We start from the raw sequence: 23,289 nt of genomic DNA, 5'->3' as shown, positions 1-23,289 counted from the left end.
GTATAATGCGGAAAAGACCCCACAAGTTTGAAAGGGCGGCAGAAAGGCGAACCCTTACAAGTTAAAGGGTAAATTTTGTTTCTTTAGATTTTAGAGCGCAATTGCAGTGCCGGTAGGTTGCTGCAGTCCTGCTTTCCGTTACAAGTCCTTGTTCGTACCTCACTCCGGGCTTTACACTTCAATCAGGGCTATTCGAGCCAGGTCTCAGCTAAAGACACCCCAAATTTGCATGTCCAACTTCAAAAATCTGCGTGTTAAATCAACTTACTCCCGTTCGGTACCTTGCTTTGTACGGCCGTTAACACAATATCCCCATTTTCATCGGCAAAACCGGTTACCAAAAATTCGGACATAAATTTGCCGATCTGTTTTTTAGGAAAATTAATCACGCCTACAATCTGTTTTCCGGGTAATTCTTCCAGTTTATAATGTTTGGTAATCTGTGCACTGCTCATTTTAATTCCAAATTCGCCAAAATCTACCCTTACTTTATAAGCTGGTTTTTTGGCTTCGGGGAATTCGAAGGCCTCTAAAATGGTCCCCACTCTTAATTCTACCTTTTCGAAATCACTCCAGGTAATCTGTTCCATAAATAATTAATGTATTACCCGCAAAAATATAAATTATTCACTTGCCGTTTAAAATAAGATGAAACACAATTCAAACGGTTGCATAAAAATCAAAGAGATTTTGTAAAAAATTTGCGTTTTATATTTTTACACTTATCTTTATGCAACCGTTTGCATAACCAAATATAAAATAACTTAAAAGCATGTACTTATTAGGAATTGATTTAGGAACCTCATCTATAAAAGTTGCAGTTGTAGAAATTGCTACGCAAAAAAATGTAGCAACAGCTCAATATCCTGAAGAGGAAACAGCGATCAAATCTATACAATCGGGCTGGGCAGAACAATCACCTAATGATTGGTGGCAAAATGTTCAACAGGCCATTTTAAAATTAAATTCAACCGGCCTGTTTGATCCTAAAGAAATTAAAGCCATTGGTATTGCTTATCAAATGCACGGATTAGTGGTTGTAGATAAAAACAAACAAGTACTCCGCGACAGCATTATTTGGTGCGATAGCAGAGCAGTTGAATTGGGCAATGGCGCATTTGAGGCAATCGGGCACGAAAAATCGTTAAAACACCTGCTAAACTCCCCCGGAAACTTCACGGCCTCAAAACTGGCCTGGGTAAAAGCAAATGAACCGGAGATTTATAACCGCATTGATAAAATCATGCTGCCAGGCGATTTCATTGCCATGAAATTAACGGGAGAAATTACAACCAGCATTTCTGCCCTATCTGAAGGCATTTTCTGGGATTTTCAAAATCATGAAATTTCTGAAGATGTGATGAATTATTATGGCATTTCGAACGGCCTTATCCCAACCGTGAAACCGCTGTTTTCAGAACATGGTTATTTAAAAGCCGATATCGCCGGCACCCTGGGATTAGCCCCAGGCATTCCCGTAGCTTATAAAGCAGGCGATCAGCCGAACAATGCGCTTTCTCTAAACGTTTTAAATCCAGGTGAGGTTGCCGCAACTGCCGGAACATCCGGGGTAATATACGGTGTAAGCGACGAGCTTACCTACGACAAACAATCGAGGGTAAACACCTTTGCACATGTAACCTATTCTGAAGAAAAAAAACATACCGGAGTTTTACTCTGTATTAACGGCACCGGCAGCATGTACCGTTGGGCAAAACATAATTTTGCACCGCAGGCTACCTATGCAGATCTGAATATCCTGGCATCTAAAGCACCAATAGGCAGTAACGGTTTAAAAGTACTTCCTTTCGGAAACGGTGCAGAACGGATGTTAAACAACCAATATACAGGTGCAGAGTTTTTGCGCATCGATTTAAACCTCCACAATCAATCCGATATCTTCAGGGCTGTACAGGAAGGGATCGCTTTTTCTTTCCGTTATGGATTGGATATCATGCGCGAAAATGGCATGCAACCTAAAGTAATCCGCGCCGGAAGGGCCAACCTTTTTTTAAGTGATGTATTTGCACAAACTTTTGTAGATGTTACAGGCATTCCGGTTGAACTTTATGAAAACGATGGTAGCGTAGGCGCTGCCTTAGGTGCGGGTATAGGTGCCGGAATTTTTAAAACTACCGATGAAGCTTTTAGCAAGCATAAGATAATTAACACTTTAACACCACAACACTCAGCAGCATACGAAACAATCTATCAGGATTGGAAAGAAATATTAGGAAAACAATTAGCAATTGGTTAGTGATTGATAGCCTCATGGTGAGATTTACTATGAACTATTGACCGATAGACCTTCAACCAAAAAACAAAAAACATGACAAAAGTAGTAACAGGAGCAACAGAATTTTTCAAAGGCATTGAGCAGATCAAGTTTGAAGGGCTGGAAAGCCATAATCCATTAGCATTTAGATGGTATGATGCCAACAAAGTAGTAGCGGGCAAAACCATGAAAGAACATTTTAAGTTTGCCTGTGCCTATTGGCATTCATTTAATGGCAACGGTGCCGATCCGTTTGGAGGCGCAACCCACATTTTCCCTTGGGATGAAAAAAAAGATGCGGTAGAAAGAGCAAAAGATAAAATGGACGCCGCTTTTGAATTTATCACTAAAATGCAGATTCCATATTATTGTTTCCATGATGTGGATGTAGTAGATTATAGCGACGATGTTGCCGAAAACGAACGCAGATTACAGGCCCTTGTTGAATATGCCAAGCAAAAACAGGCAGATAGCGGTGTAAAACTACTTTGGGGAACAGCAAATTTATTTAGCCACAAGCGTTATATGAATGGTGCAGCTACCAATCCGGATTTTCATGTGCTGGCGCATGGGGCTGCCCAGGTTAAAGCCGCTTTAGATGCTACAATTGCCCTTGGTGGCGAAAACTATGTTTTTTGGGGAGGAAGAGAAGGCTATATGAGCTTATTGAACACCAACATGAAACGTGAGCAGGAGCATTTGGCAAAATTCTTACATGCCGCTAAAGATTATGCACGCAAACAGGGTTTCAAAGGAACATTCTTTATTGAACCAAAACCATGCGAGCCTTCTAAACACCAATACGATTACGATGCAGCAACTGTAAAAGGCTTTTTACAACAATACGACCTCTTAGCCGATTTTAAATTAAATTTAGAAGTTAACCATGCTACCCTGGCTGGCCACACTTTCCAGCATGAATTACAGGTTGCAGTAGATAATGGCTTATTAGGCTCTATCGATGCAAACCGTGGCGACTATCAAAATGGCTGGGATACCGATCAGTTCCCGAACGATATTAACGAATTAACGGAAACCATGCTGATTATTTTAGAAGGTGGTGGCTTACAGGGTGGAGGTGTAAACTTCGATGCGAAAATCCGCCGTAACTCTACTGATCCGAAAGACTTATTCTATGCACATATTGGTGGTATGGATATTTTTGCCAGGGCATTGATCACTGCAGATGCCATTCTCCAAAAATCTGATTACAAAAAAATAAGAGCCGACCGCTATGCTTCATTTGATGGCGGCAAGGGTGCCGAATTTGAACAGGGTAAACTAAGTTTAGAAGACTTGAGGAATTACGCTGCAGAAAATGGCGAACCAGAGGTGCGCAGCGGAAAGCAAGAATATCTGGAAAATTTAATTAACAGGTACATCTAATTGCAGGCTAAAAGATTAGGTTACAAAATAATAAACGTCAATTTAACATTTTATAACAAAAAAAATTGAAAACTAAATAATGATTTTACTACATTTAGCCCTCTAAACCAAATAACTTATCTTAAATGAAAGTCACAGATTACATTATTTTTCTAGCCTACTTTGCAATCGTAGCAATTTACGGTTTTTGGATTTACCAACGCAAGAAGCAAAAGCAGATGAGCAGCAAGGATTATTTTCTTGCAGAAGGCTCACTCACCTGGTGGGCAATAGGTACCTCCTTAATCGCATCTAATATTAGTGCCGAGCAATTTGTAGCCATGAGTGGTGATGGATTTAAAATGGGATTAGCTATTTCCACTTACGAATGGATGGCTGCTGCAACATTGGTAATTGTTGCTACCTTTTTTATCCCGGTATATCTTAAAAATAAGATCTATACCATGCCACAATTTCTAAGTCAACGTTACAATGGTACTGTAGCCATGATTATGGCTGTGTTCTGGTTGTTATTATATGTTGTGGTAAACTTAACCTCCATCTTATACCTGGGCGCTTTAGCAGTAAGCAGTATTTCGGGTATCGGCTTTTGGTACTGTATGATGGGCTTAGCCATTTTTGCGGTAATTATTGCGTTGGGTGGTATGAAAGTAATCGGTTACACGGATGTAATCCAGGTAGCGTTTTTAATTTTCGGCGGTTTAGCAACTACTTATTTAGCACTTAATTTAGTAAGTGATCATTTTGGCGGCCATGGCGTGTTGGATGGTTTATCGTTCTTAAGAGAAAAAGCACCAGATCATTTCCACATGATATTTAAGAAAGACAGTGCCAATTATGCTTCATTACCGGGTATGACGGTATTGCTTGGTGGTATGTGGATTGTAAACTTAAACTATTGGGGCTGTAACCAGTACATTACCCAGCGTGCTTTAGGTGCAGATCTAAAAACGGCCAGAGCAGGTATTTTATTTGCAGCCTTTTTAAAGCTTCTGATGCCGCTAATTGTAGTTTTACCAGGTATTGCGGTATACATGTTGTATAAGGAAAAAACAGGTATTGATGTAAATTCAATGATGCCTGGCGGAGAACTTAGTCCGGATAGGGCTTACCCTACTTTATTGAGCATCTTACCAACAGGATTAAAAGGGTTATCTTTTGCCGCTTTAACTGCAGCAATTGTGGCCTCTTTAGCCGGTAAAATCAATAGTATCTCTACCATTTTTACTTTAGATATTTTTAAGAAACACATTAATACAGAAGCCAATGAGAAGAAACTGGTAAGTACCGGACGTATGGTGGTAATCATTGCCATGATTATCGCAATCGCCATTTCACCTTTCCTTGGTATCGATAAAAAAGGTGGCTTCGAATTTATCCAGGAGTATACCGGTTTCGTAAGTCCTGGTATTTTTGCCATGTTCATATTGGGTTTCTTCTGGAAAAAAACCACTTCAAATGCAGCCTTGTTTGCTACTATTGGCGGATTTGGTTTATCGGTATTTTTAAAATTCTTACCAGGCATAATGGATCTTTCATTCCTTCACGATTTTGGATTCTCAGTAGCCAATGCGAGTGGAGTTTACGAAATCCCTTTCTTGGATAGAATGGGTATTGTATTCGTAATCTGTCTTATCGTGATGTTTGCCATTAGTTTGTTCGAAAATAGCAAAGGTGATAAATCTAATGGTTTAGAAGTAGATGCAAGCATGTTTAAAGTTCATCCTTCGTTTGCCGTTGGATCGCTCTTAGTGTGCGGAATCTTAGTTGCACTTTACTCAATTTTCTGGTAAAAATAAAATTCAAGAATACGCAAAAGGCTCGCAACGAAAGTTGTGAGCCTTTTTTATTGTCTACAGGTAGGTATAAAACCATCGTAGTGCTACCAGAGCTTAAAAGTGTAAACACAAACAAAGGCGCTTGCAAAGGCAAACCTGTAATAGGAGCAAAGACTGTTCAAAAATAGCCCTGATTGAAGCATAAGCCCGCAATCCCGATTTTTCATCGGGAGAGGACTTGGAGCAAAAGCAGGACTTCCGTAACCAATACGATACAGTTATTGCGCTTCAAGAAAAACGATAATAATCTAAAATAGATATGTGTCTTTACTTTGAGGATAATGTATTGTATAAAAATCAACATGAATGACATTTTTTACCCTATTGCACAGTCTTGCCTCGGCTCGCCGCCGCCGAAGGGCTCTTTCTTTTTGGCATCAAAAAGAAACAAAACCGAGGCATTGCCGAGCTCATTAATGCAAATGAAAACAATAAGAAAATCATTAATAAAATGCCGGCTGAAAATTTTTCTTTCAAAGCCAGTGGTTAGGCTTGGTCACGGAGCCCGAAAAATTTATTAGGCCGCGTTTAAGTGAAACGGAGGTACTGTGCTATGGCCTAAGCGAGGCGAAAATATAGTTGTCAGGATAAGCTCCTAAATATTAATATTTATTTCAGGGTCTATTTGCAGGAAAGATGCTGAACAAGAAGTATCTATTGAGCCTTTGAAACGATAAAACCACTAATAAAATAAATTCAACATAATGATCCGCGTAGATTTCTAATAAATTACTGCGCACAAGGCCCATCAGGGATTTCTTTACTGATTTTAAGCACTTTCATCACCACCAGGGTCGAATCGAAATCGGAAGAAACAACTGCGTTAGATTTGGTAAAATAACCTTCCAGTTCTACATATACCGGTTCATAGGGCTTTTCGAAACCCAGATTATTGTAAGAAAGCTCCAGGTTCTTTACGCTATCGGTAACCCAATATTCACGATTATCTTCGCATAGGGTAAATGATTTCATTTCAGGACCAAAACTATACAAACCCTTAACCTTTATCAGGTTACTTTTTTCTCCTTCGGCCTTATCTTTCCTATTACAAGCTGTAACAGCTACGCCAAGGAGCACAACGAATACAATTGCCTGTTTAAATAACTTCATCTTATATGGTTTGATTAATTTGATCTATCTTTTTAACACTTAAACTTGATGACAAAGCGGATGCCAAAAATGAGAAGATCCCTACAGTAATAAAAACTAAAACGAAATCTTTCCATTTTAGTGCGATTGGATAAGAACTTACAAGGGTTTTGTTTACTTCATCTCCCATCTTAATAAAACCATAAGTGTGCTGAAAATAATAAAATATAAGACCAATAATTAAGCCAAGTACACAGCCAGACATGGTAATCATCATGCCTTCAAATAAAAATATACGTTTGATTAATGTTTTCCCTGCCCCCAAACTGCTCAGAATGGCAATATCCTTGATCTTATCTATTACTAACATGGTTAACGACCCTATGATATTAAATATAGCAATAATCAGGATAAAAGTAAGAATAATATAAACTGCCCATTTTTCGGTATTTAAAATATGATAGAGCGATTTATTCTGCTCAGCCTGGTTGCGTACCTCATAATCCTTTCCGGCCTGTTCGATCACTTCTTTCTGAAATTCATCAACATCAACTTTTGGCTGCAGATTGATCTCTATTGCAGACACATTTTTTTCTTCACCCAAAAGCCCGCGGGCAAAGCCTATCGGTACGATGATGCCATTATCAAAATCTTGCTGTACTTCAAAGACACCGCTTACCCTGATGTTCTTCAGCACAAAATCGTCTGCAGGATTTAAGGTATTTACCGCAATATCTTTCTTTGGCGAATAGATTTCCAGTTCTGTAAAAGGATCAACAACATTAACGGCCAAATAGCTTTGTAAGGCCGAACCAATAACCGCATTATCGCCGCTTCTGTTATGCAACAGAAAATGGCCTTCTTTAATGGTACTATCCAACCTGGTGTTTTTCAGATAATCTGAACTTACCCCCTTAACCATTCCAACAGCCTGCTTATTGTTGTATTTTAGTAAAGCATTTTCTTGCAGTACCTCGGTAAAAGCGGCAACAGCTTTGTTTTTTCTAAGCGCATTAAAATAAGGTGTGTTCGGATCGAAGGTTTTCCCTTTGGCTGGGGTAATGGCAATTTGCGGGGTAATGGTATCGAACATGTTAAGTACCACCGTTTCTAAACCGTTAAATACCGAAAGGATAATAATTAATGCTGCGCTACCAACCATTACACCGATCATCGATATTCCCGATATCAGGTTAATGGCATTGGTAGATTTTTTGGCAAAAAGATACCTTTTGGCGATATAAAACGATGTATTCACAGCGGCAAATATAGATAAAATGTAAGATGGATGATGTTAGATGAATAACGTAAGACGGGAATGGTAAGTGTAATAAGCACCATCATCTTTTTACATCACTCATCTCCCATCAAAAAAACGGGTTATGTTGTTTTTCAAAACCAATGCTTGTGGCCGGTCCATGGCCAGGGTAAACTTTGGTTTCATCTGGTAATACAAAAAGCTTGTCGGAAATGTTTTGAATTAATTGCTGATGGTTGCCACCCGGAAGATCGGTACGGCCTATGCTGCCATAAAAAAGCACATCGCCACCTATTAAAATATGATCGGCAGCACTGTAAAAGCATAAATGTGCCGGCGAATGGCCAGGAGCAAAAATTAAGCTTAAAGTGCTGTTTCCAAATGATATGGTCCCGCTTTCAGGCAAAAAGCGATCAGGTTGAGGAGAAACCTCATACCGGGTAAAACCCATTGATGGCGCATAACCGGGAACTGCATTTAAAATAGGTAATTCGCCCTCGTGGAACTGTGGCTTTAATCCATAAGTATCAAAGATAAATTTATTGCCAAAAACATGGTCGAGGTGGCAATGGGTATTTAACAATAAAACGGGTTTAAGGCCTTCTTGTTTAATAAAGGCTGCCAGTTCGTTTTGCTCGAAGCCCTCATACATACCGGGATCTATAATGACACATTCTTTGGTTTCATCATACAGCAGATAAGTATTTTCGCTATAAGCATTAAAGGTGAAGGTTTTTACAGTAATCATAAATTTTTAGAAAAAATCTGACAAGCCATCGGGATGGTTTAATTTTTCCACTTAAAAGTGGCAATCAGGGTATCGATATCCTGTTTAATAAATTTAACAACGGGTGCTATTGAATCGTATTGTGGCCGCTCATTAAAATATAGCGCTCCCCTAAAATAGTGCTTAGCACTATCGGTTAAAAAAAACTGCACAGATGAAGCTGTATTTCCCTCTATGGCGTAATAAATACCATAAACCTTACGGTTAGGGTAGTTGATGATCCTTTGATCGATTGCGCTCGCTTTTATGGTATGTTTAAAAGCAAGTTTCCGGGCATCTTCTACCATTTCATCGTATTCGCCCTTGCCTGATACATCATAATAAGTTAAATGCAAAAAACCATTAAACTGCTTAAAGTGCAAATTGTACCAGTTTTTTTGGGCATCGCGGCTTTGATCCCGTTCTATCGCGGCATAAGTGGGATATTCGAACGTAAAGGGAACGGGCCTGGTAAACGTAGTGTAATGTTTTTCAGGAAATACAATCCTGAAATAAGCTTTGGGCTTTGGACTGTAATCGTGGTTTTGGCAAGCAGCTAGGAACAAAAGCAGTATAAAAGGAACACAGATCAGTTGTTTTAATTTCATAACATTTTATCAAAGATTGCCTCGTCGTTCCTTCCCGCAATGACGATAAGTTAATTATTTATTCCAAATTGCCCAAGCTTTTTCTGCCTGTTTGTATAGCATTTCCAAACCATTTTTAATCGCCGCACCCTGTTCGGCAGCTTTTGCCAGGAATGAAGTTTCCAGCGGATTATACACCAGATCGTAGGCCAGGTGTCCGGGTCCAAGCTGGCTGTAATCAATTGGGGGAAAGGTATCAGTATTTGGCGACATTCCTAGCGGGGTGGTATTGATCAGCAATTTGTGCGAAGCCAAAATTTCCGGGGTAAGCCCGGTATACAGGATAGCGCCTTCAACTGGTTTGCGTACCACTATCTGGTATTCTATATTCAGCTTTTCCAAAACGTATTTTACTGCCTTTGCCGCTCCCCCGTCGCCAAAAACCAGTGCTTTTGTATGCTGTGGCTCCAATAAAGGCAATAAGGACGCTTCAAAACCATAAGCATCTGTATTATAACCCTTTAAATAATTTTCGTTTTCAAAACTTTTAATGGAAATGCAATTGACGGCACCGATCTGCTCTGCGGCTTCATCTACTTCGTTTAAATAACAAAGCACACTTACTTTATGTGGAATAGTTACATTCAGGCCACAAAGCGACGGGTTTTCGTTCAGGAGATCAGGCAGGGATTTAATATCTTCAATCGGAAAAAGTTCATATTGATGATCAGCTATGCCTTCATTTAAAAACTTTTCGGTAAAATACTTTTTAGAGAAAGAATGAGAAAGCGGGTACCCGATTAAACCGTATGTTTTCATATTAATAAAAAAATAAGTGGCCGTATTACAAAATCGAATTGCCATCCTGAGCCTGTCGAAGGACTATAGCGGATTTATATAGGGCATTTCGACAAGCTCAATGTGACAAAATCTAAGAATATACCGATTTATACTACAGGCACTTAAAATTGGATTATTTTACTTGGTTCAGGAAATAGTCAAAAGTATCGCCTCGTAGTCCCAAACGAATGGTTTCTAAAGGAATTACTTCAGCCGGGGCAATATTACCCAGGTTTACATTGCTACCGATTAACTTAATAAACCAAACCTGCTGTTCTTTTTGAGGTGCTTCCCAGATAATGGTTTCTTCAGGAATCTGTGTTAAAATTTCATCAACCAACCCTTCGCGCACCTCGCCGCTTCCACGGTAAATACCTACATTACCGCCTTCGCGGGCTTCGGCAATTACTTTCCAGGCTCCGGCCTCAATTTCGGCCTGCATTAATTTAATCCACTTGTATGGGGCAAATATTTTAGCGGCATCTTTACTTCCCACCTCCGAAATTACCGTTACCTGTTTAGCCAGCTCGCTGATAAAGCCACATTTTTTATCGTGCTCAATATCAATAGAACCATCAGAAACTTCTGCATATTCCATTCCATACTCATCCAAAACACGTTGATAATCTGAAAACTGATTGCGGATGATAAAGGCCTCGAACAAGGTTCCACCGAAATAGGTAGGAATGCCTGCACTTTTATATAAAGCTAATTTTTCTTTGAGGTTTGGCGTTACGTGCGACGTTGCCCAACCTAACTTCACGATATCTGTATGTACACCGGCAACATCAATAAAATCTTCAACCTGGCGTAGGCTCAATCCCTTATCCATAACCATTGTTAAGCCTTTTTGGCGCGGTTTAGCTGGACGTTCGGGAACGTTTAATAATGGATAATTCATATGCGTACAAAAGTGAAAAAAATTTTGAGATTTATTTGTTAAATTTTTCTCACAAGGTCGTTACCTTATATATCTGTTTATGACGTTTAAAATGGCACTATTATCCTGCAATTGTGGCAAATATTCAAATAAAATATAATGTTTATCCGGGTCAGTGGTTAAAGCTGTTTCTAAATATCCCAAGGCGTCGCCATAACTTCCTAAAGCAAAAAGATAGGCCACCATCCGGTAATAGAGCTCGGCTGCTTCCGGATTGTTTTTAATCGCCTCAGCCATTGTTTCTGATGCTTCGAGCAGTTTTCCCTGTTCGTAAAGCACTGTACTAAAATCTAACCAGGCTTCTATATCCAAAGGATTAAACTCCAATACTTTTTCATAAGCTTCAATCGATTCATCAATCTGGCCTAATTTATAGTAAGCATCGGCCATGGCGAACCAGAAATCAGCGTTTTCGGCTTCTAAATCAATTGCTTTTTTATAAAAATGCAGCGACTCGAAATAACGTTCTTCAAAATTCAGTGTCACTCCGATCCCAAACCAGGCATCGGCCATTTTAGGATCCATTTTTACTGATTTTTTGTAGTAAGAACGGGCCTCGTCCATTTTTTCCAGTTTCTCGTAACATTCGCCAATGGCACAATAGGTATCGGCATTAGGCTGTTCATATTCGAAAGTCTGTTTATAAACATCTATCGCTTCATCGTATTTATCCAGTTGTACGAGTGCATTTCCCTTGTTAAAATAGGCTGAGCTGAAATCCTCTTTAATCAGTATGGCATAATCATAAGCATCAATAGCTTTTTCAAAAAGGTTCAGTTTGTGAAAACTATTGCCTAAATTATACCAGGCGGCATAAGAATATGGATCGGTATCGATGTACTGCTGGTAAAACTTGATACTTTCTTCCTGCTTGTCTAACACATCGTAGCAGAAAGCCAGTTCATATAAACCATCCTGATTTTCCATATTCTGCTCTAAACTGAGCTTAATATAGGTAATGGCATTTTCATAGTCAGACATGCTTTGATACACATAAGCCATCTGTAATAAGATCTCATCGGTACTTTCGGCCAGGCCTAAAGCTTTTTCATAATTTTCCAAAGCCTCGTCATAACGTTCGGTATTCTGGAAAATATTACCGCGCAGCAGGTAAATATCAGGTTCTGATGGCTCTAAGAGTTCAGCCTTTTGCAAAGCGATAAAAGCTTTTTCGTGGTTATTGGTTAAAATGTACAGATGGGCCTGTTTAATTAAAAAAACAGTTGCATAAGGATGCTGGCTAATCGCGAAGTCAATTACCTGCAAGGCTTTAACCGGGTCATTTTTCTCGATGTAGAAATCTACAATGTATTCAAAAGCACCTGCATCGAAAAAATACTGATCCTGGTTGCGGAGCATCTCTTCGTAACGTTCTACCGAGCGTTGTGCATCTTCGTTGGATTCAAAAAAGAATTCTTCTTCCATATATTATACTATTAAAGAACCGTGCCAATTAGCAGTAAAACACATTATAAGTTTAACAATTATAATTATCCGTTTTTAAAATAATTATTAACATCAACAGCATAAAACAACGTAAACGACTGAATATAAAGCGTTTTAACTGTAATTAAGATGTGTGGATAATCAATAGGTTTTTTGCAACATCGCAGTTTCTTGTCCCTTCTTTTACAAAAATACTATAAATTTATGTGATATAAGTAATCAGGAAGTCATGAAAGAATCAGTCATTTTTGCGCTATTTTTACTGTGTTTGAGTACAAGTGGCTTTGCACAAAGCGATGAAGAAAATGCCATCAAGAAAACCATAACCAATCTTTTTACCGGCATGAAAGATGCAGACAGCACCCTGGCGCGCAGTGCTTTTGCCGATGCTGCAATTATGCAAACAATAGTTAATAAAGAGGGCAAAGTGAGTGTGCGCAATGAATCAGTTAACAATTTTATCAAATTTATTGGCACTCCACACCAGCAGAAATATGATGAAAGGATTGTGTTTACGAAAATCTTAATTGATGGTGACCTGGCCGCTGTTTGGACAGACTATAAGTTTTATTTGGGTGATAAGTTTAGCCACTGTGGTGTAAATTCCTTTCAGCTGGTTAAGGGTGATAAGGGTTGGCAGATTGTGTATATTATTGATACCAGGAGAAAAGAGGGGTGTAAATAGATTTTTGTATAATCCATAGCATATACGGCATATCAATAAAAAAGTCGTCATCTCGACTAAAACGCAGTGGAATGCCTGCCCGTTCAGGCGGGGAGAAATCTATCCAACACAGAGTTCTCCACTTCATTACACTCCGGCCGAAATGACGACCTGTTGGAGGAATAAGAATTACTCCTTTTCTAAATCGGCAGCGGCTTTTTTAAATAACTCTGCCTGTTTGTTCAGGTTAGCTTTTGCATCGCCACTGGCCGCGGCAGCCTGCTTTGCCTTACCTTGGGCCGTTGCCGCATAAGCACCAGCCAGTTGTTTATTTAAGTAGGTCTGCAGTTTCAGTCTTTCGATGGCACTGCTGATGTTATTTATGCCTTTTTCGGTTACCGCAGGATTGGTATTTGCCCGTAAATACTGGAAATACTGACCAATTACCCCGAAAATTTTATTACGATCGCCATTTAACATAATGTTCTCGTAAAATGACTGATGCTCGTCTTTCGGATCGCTGATGTATAAGGATGCGATAGATGGCGCAATATGTTCTTTTGTATCCGCATCAAGAGCCGATAATGCCGAAAGGCTTTCCTGAGGAGCAAGTTTAGCCAGTCCGCCGATACCGGCTGCAAGCACTTTATATGAAGGGTCTTTGAGGCTTTCGAGCATCAAGGATTTATAGGCCTGATCGCCTGTTTCAGCCAATTTTAGAATAGCAGCCGATCTAACTTCAGTGTCTTTATCGCTTTTGGCAAGTTGCAACAGAACAGGCAGCGCTGCAGCTTTAATCTGTGCATCTTCGAGGTTAAGGCCATCAATGCTTAATGCGCGTAAATCGCCAGATTTATCTTTCAACCCTTCCAGCAATATTTGCTGTCCGCTGCTGGCCTTGCTTTGCATAATAAACTGTAAAGCTTCAATTCTGTTGGCATAACTTGGCGCATTTTTGTACTGAAAATAATAGTTTTCGGCGGTTTTATTGTCGTTGGTTTCACCAACTAAAATTTTATCTACGTCAAAATCAATTAAATCAGGTTTAGCACTCACCTCAAAGCTGAAATTCTGCTCGCGGCTATTGATCAGGATTTCCTTCCTGATTTTTTTACCCCCTGCATAAATATCAATTTTAACAGGCAGTGTAAAGGTCTGTACGCTCGAATCCTGCATCTGCTTTACTTTAATAGTGGCTTTGCCGTTTTCGTAGCCATAATCAATGCTTAAAATTGGGTGACCTCCATTGTAGTACCATTGGTTAAAATAAGGGCTCCAATCTTTACCGGTAACATCCTCCATTGCCAGGCGCAGTTGATGTGTTTCACCATTTTTGAAGGCATTGGTGGTGAGATAACGGTTAAGCGATTTGTAGAAAGCTGCATCGCCCATCTGGTTTTTAAGGGCATAAAGGATGATGGATCCTTTGGCATAACTTACATTATCGAACATATCTTCCTTATCGTTATAATAGAAACGGGCCAAAACCGGACTTTCGCCTTTTTTAGTCGAGCCTAAATACGACTGCAGCTTTTCGTAACGCGATTTATCTTCTGCATCCCGGCCGGCATCGTGTCCATGCCAGATAATTTCGCCAAAAGTTGCAAAAGATTCGTTCATGGTTAAGTTAGACCACGATTCGGCCGTTACATAATCGCCAAACCACTGGTGGAAAAGCTCGTGGGCTATGGTACCTTCTTCGTTGCCATCCAGCAGCTCCCGGTCTGTCTTCTGTATCTGTTCGCCATGTAATGTTGCGGTGGTATTTTCCATTGCTCCTGAAACATAATCTCTCACTACCACCTGCGCATATTTGTTCCATGGGTAATCTACACCCAAAATATTGCTGTAAAACTGGATCATATCGGGTGTTTTTCCGAAAATCTGTTTAACATAAGGGGCATATTTCGGCTCAAGGTAATAATTTACCTCTTTCCCTTTATACGTATCTTTTGTAACCTTAAACTCCCCAATGGCCATCATAAATAAATACGGCGAATGCGGAAGGTCCATTTTCCAGGTATCGGTTCTGGTACCGTCGGCATTGGTTTTCTGGCTCACCAATTTTCCGTTCGATAGTGTGGTGTATTTCGACTTAACAGTCATCGAAATTTCTTCGGTAGTTTTCTGATCAGGTTTATCAATGGTAGGGAACCAGGCCGATGATGATTCCGTTTCGCCCTGTGTCCAGATCTGCGTTGGTTTATTTTTATCAGTACCATCAGGGTTGATAAAATAAAGGCCTTTGGCATCGGTTATGGCAGCACTTCCTTTTACCTTCAGTTCGTCAGGTTTGGCTGTATAAGCAATATAAACCGTATATTTTTCGGCATTGGTGTACGTTTTATTTAACGTGATGTACAGTTTATTATCATTATAAACATATTTAAGGGGCGTATTTCCTTTTGCACCCACCAGGGATACGGTTTTAATATCCATTCCCTGTGCGTCGAGGGTTAAAGAATCTGTAGGGTAAAAGTGGGGTTTTAAGGTTACCCATTCCTTTCCATACAGATATCTTTTTGCATAATCAAAAGACACATCTAATTTAGTATGAACCAGGTCGTTAACTTTGGTTGCGGTTGCACGGTAAACGCTGAGATTATTTGATTTTTCGGCAGCTTGTTCCTGTGCGAAAATTGGATTAGCCATAAAAGCCGAAGCCAATATTACCCCACAGGCAATAATTTTTTTATTCATTTTTTAAGATTTTATAAGTCAGTTATCTTTAAAGCAAGATATTAAGTATTGTGGTAAAAGTAAAGTACCAAATGTAACCACCTTTAGCGTAATTTTTTGTTTTTTTGTGTAAACCGATAGAGATATGACTACAGATATTCAATCTATTTTAAACAGATTAGGCATAAAAGCCAATAATGCAGCATTTAGCACAGGAAGTAATTGGGGCGGAGTGGCAAACACCAAAACATTAGATAGCTATTCTCCTGTTGATGGCAAGCTGATTGCTTCGGCCAAAGTTGCAGACGCCGCTGATTATGATAGTGTTGTAATTAAAGCCCAGGAAGCATTTACCGCCTGGCGTTCGGTTCCGGCTCCCAAAAGAGGAGAAATTGTACGTCAGTTTGGCGATGCATTGCGCGAGAATAAAGAAGCACTGGGCACCTTGGTTTCTTACGAAATGGGGAAAAGTTTGCAGGAGGGCTTCGGCGAAGTACAGGAAATGATTGATATCTGCGATTTCGCGGTGGGTTTATCAAGGCAGCTTTATGGTTTAACCATGCACAGCGAACGCCCCAGCCACCGCATGTACGAACAATGGCATCCGCTGGGTATCGTAGGTATTATTTCGGCATTTAATTTCCCGGTAGCAGTTTGGAGCTGGAATGCGGCTTTGGCTTTGGTTTGTGGTAATGTGTGTATCTGGAAGCCATCAGAAAAAACACCTTTAACCGCTATTGCCTGTCAGCATATTATTGCAAGGGTTTTTAAAGCCAATAATGTGGCAGAAGGTGTTTGCAACCTGATTTTAGGAGATAGGGAAGTTGGCGAACTCATGACCAATGACGGACGCATTCCTTTAATTTCTGCTACCGGATCGACCCGCATGGGCAAGGCGGTTGCCGCTGCAGTTGGTGCAAGGTTAGGAAAAAGCTTACTGGAACTTGGCGGCAATAATGCCATTATAATTTCAGAACATGCCGATTTGGATATGAGTTTAATCGGTGCAGTATTTGGTGCAGTTGGCACAGCAGGCCAGCGCTGCACTTCTACCAGAAGGTTAATTATCCACGAAAGTGTATATGATGCTTTTACAGCTAAACTGGTTAAGGCCTACGAACAATTGCGTATCGGCGATCCCTTGGATCAAAATAACCACGTGGGCCCGCTCATCGACACCGATGCGGTTACAGCCTACCTGGATTCGATCGCTAAATGTAAGGCCGAAGGAGGTAATTTTGTGGTAGAAGGCGGCGTTTTATCTGGCCATGGTTATACAAGCGGATGTTATGTAAAACCATGTATTGCAGCGGTTAACAATGATTTCGAGATTGTTCAACACGAAACGTTTGCGCCAATTCTATACCTGATTAAATATAAGACATTGGATGAGGCTATCGCCTTACAAAATGCTGTTCCTCAAGGATTATCGTCGGCTATTATGACTTTGAATCTAAGAGAAGCAGAGCAGTTCTTATCAGCCAACGGATCTGACTGTGGTATAGCCAACGTCAATATCGGCACTTCAGGTGCCGAAATAGGTGGGGCTTTTGGTGGTGAGAAAGAAACCGGTGGTGGCAGGGAAAGCGGTTCGGATGCCTGGAAGGCTTACATGCGCAGACAAACCAATACCATTAATTACTCGAATACTTTGCCTTTGGCACAGGGCATAAAATTTGATTTATAACATCGTCTCCGTTTGTAACTGGGGTGCATGAAAAAGCTGGAGACTAAAAAAGGCGCTGAATTTAAATTCAGCGCCTTTTTGGTAAATATATGATGGAGTTAGAATAATTTTTCTAATAAAGAAACCTGTATATCGTCGTAGCGCGATTTGTTGTTTGCTAAAAGTGTTTTTCCTGTTAACCTGGTATTACTTTCCTGAGCAGTAAAACCATCTAAGTTTACTTTGGATGCTACTCCCATTACAGCCTGGTGCAAATCAGTGGTACCTTCTAATTTTAAGGACGCGCCATCTTTCACATTTGTTGATAAGCTAACGGTATTGGCTTTAATATCTGCTGATGCCTCGTCATTTAAAACAATGCTTAAGTTTAGCAGGTTAAAACTTCCGGCAGTGCTTATACTTGCGGTATTTGAAGCTTCAATAGCAGTTAAATTATTTACGTGGGCAATTACGGTTAAAGCATTTTTATCAAAAGAACTGATCCTCAATTCTGCTCCCTGTTGTTGCACCAAGGCATTTTTGGTGTAATATTGATCGTACACTTCAACACTTTCTTTGGCATCCTGAACAAGAATCAGTTTCACATTTCCTGATACCACAATTTTGCTGATGTTTTTAACTTTTGTTAATGCAGTGTAGTTGGCATTATTTTCTGTTGCGTTTGCTACTACTGTTGCGCTGCTCAAAGTAACCATTACTAATGCTGCTGCGAATAAATTTTTGATAGAAGTTTTCATGACCTTAATATTTTTATGTTTGTAAATCTTTATTTTAAATCCCTAATTATTAGGTGTTTTTGTAATTAAGACTACGGTACATTGAAAACGTTTCAGCCAATTCCGGGCTATTATACCATGGGCTTGTATTTATAGACGAACGCTTAAATAACCTATACGAAAACCTGCCTGTTTTTTGGAATATCGACAAACACAAATGGTGATGTACGCAAGTATAATTGTCAACTATGAGGGGATAATTTATTTTTTATAAAAATTATCATGATTGAGGTAATTGGTTTCTTATGCCATGAAGCACGGTCTTGTCTCGGCTCGCCGCCGCCGAAGGGCTCTTTCTTTTTGGCATCAAAAAGAAACAAAACCGAGGCATTGCCGAGCTCATTAATACCAATGAAAACAATAGAAAACCATTAATAAAATGCCGGCTGAAAATTTTTCTTTCAAAGCCACGGGTTTGGCCTAGTCAATGGAGTCCGAAAAATTTATTAGGCCGGATTTAAGCAGAACGGAGATTCCGTGCTATGGCCTAGCTGGACGGAAGTACAAAAGCATATAAAATACTGATTAATAAACGTTTCCCAGATAAAGTCAATAGTGTTACCGCTAAGGACACCTTTAAATGTTTTTTTTTAATTTGTTAAAAAAGGTTAAAGCACTACAAGCAACTAATATATTAGTTTATATTCGGGCAACCAAAACAAATTTTATCTATGAAACGTCTTTTACTCTCATTGTGCTTTTTAGCAGTGATCTCCTCCTACTCAAAAGCACAGGGGCTTCACACCATTAAAGGCCGAACAATTGACACCGCTTCTACCACACTTTTATCGGGAACTTCTGTCGCTGTTTTAAATGCAAAAGATTCTACGCTGGTAAAATTTACCAGGACAGCAGAAAATGGTACTTTCGAACTCAGCGGCATTAAAAACGGAAAGTTTATCCTATTGGTTTCTTATCCAAAATATGCCGATTTTGTTGATCATTTTACTTTAGACTCGACCAGCCAGGTTAAAGATTATGGCAAGATTAATCTTACGGGAATGGCTAAAATACTTGCCGATGTAATTATTAAAGGAAACCGTACGGCCATAAAAATAAAAGGCGATACAACTGAGTTTGATCCTAAAGCATATCATATCGAGCCCAATTCGAAAGTAGAGGACCTGATTAAACAGTTCCCTGGCTTCCAGGTAGATAAAGATGGTAAAATTACAGCACAGGGAAAAACGGTTCCGAAAGTATTGGTAGATGGAGAAGAGTTTTTTGGCGACGACCCGACCTTGGTTACTAAAAATCTTCGGGCCGATATGGTAGAATCGGTTCAGCTTTACGATAAAGCCAGCGATCAGGCCAGTTTCACCGGTGTTGATGATGGCGAAAAAACCAAAACGCTTAATATTAAACTAAAGGAAGATAAAAAGAACGGTTATTTCGGTAAGGTACAGGGTGGTTACGGAACCAAAGATTTCTACCAGGGACAAGCTATGTTCAATAAATTCTGGGGGAAAAAGAAATTTTCGGCCTATGGTATTTTAGGCAATAACGGAACAGTAGGTTTAGGCTGGGATGACCGTGATAAATACAGTGGATCAAGTGGCTTAACAATGAGTGATGATGGCGGAATGTATTTTAGCTTTGGCGGCGATGATTTTGATAGTTACGACGGACAGTACAACGGCCAGGGTTTGCCTGTAGCCAGAACCGGGGGGCTACATTTTGATAACAAATGGAATAAGGATAAAGAATCGCTAAATACAAATTATAAAATCGGATCAATCAGGGTTCAGGGAAATAGAAACTCAATAAGCCAGAACAATTTAGAATCGGGCGTACAGAACAATACCTCCAATGAATCATTTGATAATGACATGTTCAGGCAAAAACTCGATGCGATGTATGAGCTAAAAATCGATACGACTTTAACCATGAAAGTGAATGTTGATGGCTCATTGAAAAAAGGGAATACCTCAAGTTCTTTTGAAACCGAAACACTTGGCGAAAATGATAAATTTCTAAATTCATCAAACAGAACATTAAGCAATGAGGTGGATGATCAAAGTTTTAACATGAACGTTTTATTCACCAAAAAACTGAAGAAAAAAGGGCGTACATTATCCTTAAATTTAAATCAATCCATCAACAAGAGTAATAGCGAAGGGTACTTAAATTCGCAGAACAAACGGGCAAACATAACAGGGACCGGAACAATAGATAGCCTTACCAATCAGCTAAAGGTAAATGATATCACCAATAATTCGTTCAAATTAAATACAGCCTATACTGAACCGCTCTCTAAAACCTTAACAGTAATTGTAAACTATGGTTTAACTTTAATGAATGGAAAATCAGACCGCAAATCGTTTAACCAATCAGGAGGCGGCATGTTCGATGTTCTGGATACACTCTTTAGTAACAATTTTGAACTGAACCAGACCATTAACCAGGGGGGAGCCATTTTCAATTATAAAAAAGGCAAAACCGTAATCAATTTTGGATCGAAGTTTAGTGGTGTAAATTTTAAGCAGGATGATATTTACCGCAATAAAACCTATGTAAGAAACTTTATTAACTATATGCCACAGGCATCTTACCAATATCGTTTTTCGCAACAGAAATCACTTAGAATTAACTATAACGGGAATACCACCCAGCCCTCACTTGATCAACTCCAGCCGGTAAGGGTAAATAACGATCCATTTAACATCGTGGAAGGAAACCAGAATTTAAGACCGTCGTTCAGAAGCAATGTTAGCGCGAGCTATAATTCTTACAAAGTGCTAACCAATCAATCGCTTTGGTTAAGCGGCTCCTACGGCTTTATTTCCAATCCCATTATTAGCGATGTAACTACTGATGGTATTGGTAAAAGTACCTATCGCTACATCAATTTCAATGGTAAAATGCCGACAAATTTCTATTTAGATGCGCAGATAAACAGAAAAATAAACGCGCTTGGCGAAATAAATGCTGGTTTGAATGTAAGCGCAAATGGAAATTCTTCTTATAACTTTATTACCACCGATTTAGGCAGAACCTTAAATAATACTAAAAACTATAGCTATAGCGGAGGGATCAACATCTCGAAATACAAAGATAAAAGCTATAGTTTTTATGGCCGCTTCGGCCCTTCGTATAATATGGCAAGAGCCAGTATTGGCCGTAACAGTGATGGATGGGGATGGACAGGTTACGCATCGGGTTACGTGCAATTACCGGCGAAATTTGAACTATCAACAGATGCAGAATACCAGTACAATGGAAAAACACAAGTGCTTACTGAAAGTTTTGAGCGTCTTATCTGGAACGCAGCCCTAAGCAAAAAATTCTTTAAATCAGAAAATTTAAAATTCTCTGCTACAGTAAATGATATTCTTAACCAGAATATCGGCTTTAACCGTTCGGCATCTAACACCATGATCAGCCAAAGCAGCTATACTACCATCAGGAGGTATTTAATGTTCTCTGTATCGTGGGACTTTAACAAAATGGGCGGTGGTATTAAAACACAAAAATAACAGTCATGAAAACTACACTAAAACATATTTTCCTACTTGCTGTCATTTTCATCAGCAGCGATCTTTTTGCCCAAAATGTACATTTTGTTCAAAATGGTGTAATCGAATTTGAAAAAAGATCCAACATGTATGCGCTGATCAAAAAGAAGATCGATAAAGACAATGAAACTTATATGAAGGAGGCCTTTGAACAGTATAAAAAGAACAATCCACAATTTAAAGTTGCCAAAAGCACGCTGAGCTTTACCAAGGATAAAAGTTTGTATAAATGGCCTGTTGTAGAAGAAACGGCAAACAACAATTGGCTATCCTCTGATGTACTGGCCGATTTAAAAAATACCATAGCTACAAATTTCGATCAGCAGATCAGTATTACGCAAAAAAACGTGTATGAAGATACTTACCTTGTTAAAGACAGTGTGCGGAAAATTAACTGGAAAATTACAGATGAAACACGCGAAATTGCAGGTTACGAATGCCGTAGGGCAAATGCCATCATTATGGATTCGGTTTATGTAGTAGCCTATTATAGCAACCAGATCGCTGTTTCCGGCGGCCCGGAATCTTTTACCGGATTACCCGGCATGATTTTAGGTTTAGCTTTACCTCATGAAAATGTAACCTGGTTTGCAACCAAGGTAACAGAAGTAAGCGTTCCAGAAAAAGACTTAAGTGCACCAACAAAAGGGAAGCCTACTGATAACAAAGGTTTAAAAACAATATTACTTGGCGCAATGAAAAACTGGGGGGAATATGCGCATCCTATATACAAGGCATTTTCACTTTAGGCCATTGATTCTGTTTTTATAATTATACCTATTTTAGCTCATCAATAGTATAGCGATGGGTAGCGCACTTTATAGGCACATTAATAAATTTATAGATTTTAGTAACGATGAACAGGACGTTCTTGCACCATTGCTTGAATCTTTTTCCGTAAAAAAGAAAGCTTTTTTATTAACAGAAGGGCAAACCTGCAGGGCAAATTATTTTGTAGTAAAAGGTTGCCTGAGGCTTTATTTTATTGATATTAAGGGGGCTGAGCACACTACTCAGTTTGCCATCGAAAACTGGTGGATCACTGATTTAACAAGCTTTCTTTTTCAGCAACCTACAGAATTTTACATACAGGCAGCAGAAGCTACAGAAGTAATTTCAATAGCGCACCATCATTATGATGAGATGTTCTCCAAACTGCCCAAACTGGAGCGGTATTTCAGGCTGATCCTGCAGAAAAATCATCAGGCTTCGCAGCGGCGCATAAAATTCCTGTACAGCCAGACTGCTGAAGAAAGGTACAGCCATTTTAACAGTTTATTTCCTGAATTTGTGCAGCGGGTGCCGCAGTATATGCTGGCTTCTTATCTGGGCTTTACACCAGAATTTTTAAGTAAAATCAGGGCGAAGAAGTAATCGTTTGTTAACCGCAAAGTTCGCGGAGTTGGGTTAATTGATTTCGTCCTTTAGATTTGTTTTGATATTTTATTTAAGGCAAAGAACGATTACTTTTCTTAAATTATAAATCAGATTACCTAAAACGGTAGCGGCACATTAATATATCGTCAAGGTTTTTATGCCTAAG

At 39.4% G+C, this 23,289-nt stretch carries 18 protein-coding genes; 8 read left to right on the top strand and 10 right to left on the bottom strand.

The genetic code is table 11. From position 1 onward, the window contains the following. Positions 1-254 precede the first annotated feature (254 nt). Positions 255-590 carry a tRNA-binding protein gene (locus ACFSR6_RS16415; RefSeq protein ID WP_379080761.1) on the bottom strand — a complete coding sequence of 112 codons (336 nt, stop codon included), beginning with the start codon at positions 588-590 and terminating at the stop codon, positions 255-257. 182 nt (positions 591-772) lie between these two features. Between ACFSR6_RS16415 and ACFSR6_RS16410 the strand changes: the two genes are divergently transcribed. The 3 genes from ACFSR6_RS16410 to ACFSR6_RS16400 all read left to right on the top strand — a co-directional run bounded on the left by ACFSR6_RS16410 (position 773) and on the right by ACFSR6_RS16400 (position 5,454). After that, a complete protein-coding gene (locus ACFSR6_RS16410) occupies positions 773-2,257 on the top strand; it encodes a xylulokinase (RefSeq protein ID WP_379080759.1) in 1,485 nt (494 codons plus the stop codon). A 72-nt stretch (positions 2,258-2,329) separates the two neighbouring features. After that, positions 2,330-3,661, top strand: a complete 1,332-nt coding sequence (xylA, locus tag ACFSR6_RS16405) for a xylose isomerase (RefSeq protein WP_379080757.1) — start codon at positions 2,330-2,332, stop codon at positions 3,659-3,661. A 125-nt stretch (positions 3,662-3,786) separates the two neighbouring features. Then, the gene (locus tag ACFSR6_RS16400; protein WP_379080756.1) at positions 3,787-5,454 is read left to right on the top strand and encodes a sodium/sugar symporter; all 1,668 of its coding nucleotides are present in this window, start codon (positions 3,787-3,789) and stop codon (positions 5,452-5,454) included. Positions 5,455-6,228: 774 nt separating this feature from the next. On the opposite strand, the gene ACFSR6_RS16395 is transcribed toward ACFSR6_RS16400, so the two are convergent. The 7 genes from ACFSR6_RS16395 to ACFSR6_RS16365 all read right to left on the bottom strand — a co-directional run bounded on the left by ACFSR6_RS16395 (position 6,229) and on the right by ACFSR6_RS16365 (position 12,404). Further along, complete coding sequence (locus ACFSR6_RS16395; protein ID WP_379080754.1) at positions 6,229-6,609, bottom strand: hypothetical protein; 381 nt, start codon at positions 6,607-6,609, stop codon at positions 6,229-6,231. Position 6,610: 1 nt separating this feature from the next. Further along, on the bottom strand, positions 6,611-7,846 hold the full coding sequence (locus tag ACFSR6_RS16390; protein WP_379080752.1) for an ABC transporter permease: 1,236 nt from the start codon (positions 7,844-7,846) through the stop codon (positions 6,611-6,613). Positions 7,847-7,955: 109 nt separating this feature from the next. Beyond that, a complete protein-coding gene (locus ACFSR6_RS16385; RefSeq protein WP_379080750.1) occupies positions 7,956-8,594 on the bottom strand; it encodes an MBL fold metallo-hydrolase in 639 nt (212 codons plus the stop codon). A gap of 38 nt (positions 8,595-8,632) precedes the next feature. Beyond that, positions 8,633-9,220, bottom strand: coding sequence for a gliding motility lipoprotein GldD (gldD, locus tag ACFSR6_RS16380; RefSeq protein WP_379080748.1), 588 nt, complete (start codon positions 9,218-9,220; stop codon positions 8,633-8,635). A 54-nt stretch (positions 9,221-9,274) separates the two neighbouring features. After that, a complete protein-coding gene (locus ACFSR6_RS16375) occupies positions 9,275-10,018 on the bottom strand; it encodes a shikimate dehydrogenase family protein (RefSeq protein ID WP_379080746.1) in 744 nt (247 codons plus the stop codon). A 154-nt stretch (positions 10,019-10,172) separates the two neighbouring features. Next, positions 10,173-10,940 (bottom strand): phosphosulfolactate synthase, encoded by a 768-nt coding sequence (locus ACFSR6_RS16370; protein WP_379080744.1) that lies wholly within the window; start codon positions 10,938-10,940, stop codon positions 10,173-10,175. A gap of 60 nt (positions 10,941-11,000) precedes the next feature. After that, the gene (locus tag ACFSR6_RS16365) at positions 11,001-12,404 is read right to left on the bottom strand and encodes a tetratricopeptide repeat protein (protein ID WP_379080742.1); all 1,404 of its coding nucleotides are present in this window, start codon (positions 12,402-12,404) and stop codon (positions 11,001-11,003) included. A 250-nt stretch (positions 12,405-12,654) separates the two neighbouring features. Between ACFSR6_RS16365 and ACFSR6_RS16360 the strand changes: the two genes are divergently transcribed. Beyond that, positions 12,655-13,110, top strand: a complete 456-nt coding sequence (locus tag ACFSR6_RS16360) for a nuclear transport factor 2 family protein (protein WP_379080740.1) — start codon at positions 12,655-12,657, stop codon at positions 13,108-13,110. A 168-nt stretch (positions 13,111-13,278) separates the two neighbouring features. On the opposite strand, the gene ACFSR6_RS16355 is transcribed toward ACFSR6_RS16360, so the two are convergent. Next, positions 13,279-15,789: a M1 family aminopeptidase gene (locus ACFSR6_RS16355; RefSeq protein WP_379080738.1), complete on the bottom strand. Its 2,511-nt coding sequence runs from the start codon at positions 15,787-15,789 to the stop codon at positions 13,279-13,281. A gap of 124 nt (positions 15,790-15,913) precedes the next feature. On the opposite strand from ACFSR6_RS16355, the gene amaB reads away from it, so the two are divergent. Continuing rightward, positions 15,914-17,455: an L-piperidine-6-carboxylate dehydrogenase gene (amaB, locus tag ACFSR6_RS16350; protein WP_379080736.1), complete on the top strand. Its 1,542-nt coding sequence runs from the start codon at positions 15,914-15,916 to the stop codon at positions 17,453-17,455. Between the two features lie 98 nt (positions 17,456-17,553). Here amaB and ACFSR6_RS16345 read toward each other — a convergent pair whose 3' ends face one another. Next, positions 17,554-18,192 (bottom strand): GIN domain-containing protein, encoded by a 639-nt coding sequence (locus ACFSR6_RS16345; RefSeq protein WP_379080734.1) that lies wholly within the window; start codon positions 18,190-18,192, stop codon positions 17,554-17,556. A gap of 710 nt (positions 18,193-18,902) precedes the next feature. Here ACFSR6_RS16345 and ACFSR6_RS16340 point away from each other — a divergent pair. Genes ACFSR6_RS16340 through ACFSR6_RS16330 form a run of 3 tightly spaced genes read left to right on the top strand, consistent with a single transcriptional unit; the run spans position 18,903 to position 23,120 of the window. After that, positions 18,903-21,707, top strand: coding sequence for an outer membrane beta-barrel family protein (locus ACFSR6_RS16340; protein ID WP_379080732.1), 2,805 nt, complete (start codon positions 18,903-18,905; stop codon positions 21,705-21,707). Positions 21,708-21,712: 5 nt separating this feature from the next. Next, a complete protein-coding gene (locus ACFSR6_RS16335) occupies positions 21,713-22,495 on the top strand; it encodes a GLPGLI family protein (protein ID WP_379080730.1) in 783 nt (260 codons plus the stop codon). Between the two features lie 55 nt (positions 22,496-22,550). Continuing rightward, positions 22,551-23,120, top strand: a complete 570-nt coding sequence (locus ACFSR6_RS16330; protein WP_379080728.1) for a Crp/Fnr family transcriptional regulator — start codon at positions 22,551-22,553, stop codon at positions 23,118-23,120. Positions 23,121-23,289 lie beyond the last annotated feature (169 nt).

The organism is Pedobacter vanadiisoli (assembly GCF_042684385.1).
Taxonomy (GTDB): domain Bacteria; phylum Bacteroidota; class Bacteroidia; order Sphingobacteriales; family Sphingobacteriaceae; genus Pedobacter; species Pedobacter vanadiisoli.
The sequence above is the reverse complement of the archived record's forward strand: the minus strand, read 5'-3'. Positions and strand labels throughout refer to the sequence as shown.

Coding starts and splice junctions, on each gene's coding strand:
- ACFSR6_RS16415 (WP_379080761.1), bottom strand. CDS start 590: ATGGAACAGATTACCTGGAGTGATTTCGAAAAGGTAGAATTAAGAGTG.
- ACFSR6_RS16410 (WP_379080759.1), top strand. CDS start 773: ATGTACTTATTAGGAATTGATTTAGGAACCTCATCTATAAAAGTTGCA.
- xylA (WP_379080757.1), top strand. CDS start 2,330: ATGACAAAAGTAGTAACAGGAGCAACAGAATTTTTCAAAGGCATTGAG.
- ACFSR6_RS16400 (WP_379080756.1), top strand. CDS start 3,787: ATGAAAGTCACAGATTACATTATTTTTCTAGCCTACTTTGCAATCGTA.
- ACFSR6_RS16395 (WP_379080754.1), bottom strand. CDS start 6,609: ATGAAGTTATTTAAACAGGCAATTGTATTCGTTGTGCTCCTTGGCGTA.
- ACFSR6_RS16385 (WP_379080750.1), bottom strand. CDS start 8,594: ATGATTACTGTAAAAACCTTCACCTTTAATGCTTATAGCGAAAATACT.
- gldD (WP_379080748.1), bottom strand. CDS start 9,220: ATGAAATTAAAACAACTGATCTGTGTTCCTTTTATACTGCTTTTGTTC.
- ACFSR6_RS16375 (WP_379080746.1), bottom strand. CDS start 10,018: ATGAAAACATACGGTTTAATCGGGTACCCGCTTTCTCATTCTTTCTCT.
- ACFSR6_RS16370 (WP_379080744.1), bottom strand. CDS start 10,940: ATGAATTATCCATTATTAAACGTTCCCGAACGTCCAGCTAAACCGCGC.
- ACFSR6_RS16365 (WP_379080742.1), bottom strand. CDS start 12,404: ATGGAAGAAGAATTCTTTTTTGAATCCAACGAAGATGCACAACGCTCG.
- ACFSR6_RS16360 (WP_379080740.1), top strand. CDS start 12,655: ATGAAAGAATCAGTCATTTTTGCGCTATTTTTACTGTGTTTGAGTACA.
- ACFSR6_RS16355 (WP_379080738.1), bottom strand. CDS start 15,789: ATGAATAAAAAAATTATTGCCTGTGGGGTAATATTGGCTTCGGCTTTT.
- amaB (WP_379080736.1), top strand. CDS start 15,914: ATGACTACAGATATTCAATCTATTTTAAACAGATTAGGCATAAAAGCC.
- ACFSR6_RS16345 (WP_379080734.1), bottom strand. CDS start 18,192: ATGAAAACTTCTATCAAAAATTTATTCGCAGCAGCATTAGTAATGGTT.
- ACFSR6_RS16340 (WP_379080732.1), top strand. CDS start 18,903: ATGAAACGTCTTTTACTCTCATTGTGCTTTTTAGCAGTGATCTCCTCC.
- ACFSR6_RS16335 (WP_379080730.1), top strand. CDS start 21,713: ATGAAAACTACACTAAAACATATTTTCCTACTTGCTGTCATTTTCATC.
- ACFSR6_RS16330 (WP_379080728.1), top strand. CDS start 22,551: ATGGGTAGCGCACTTTATAGGCACATTAATAAATTTATAGATTTTAGT.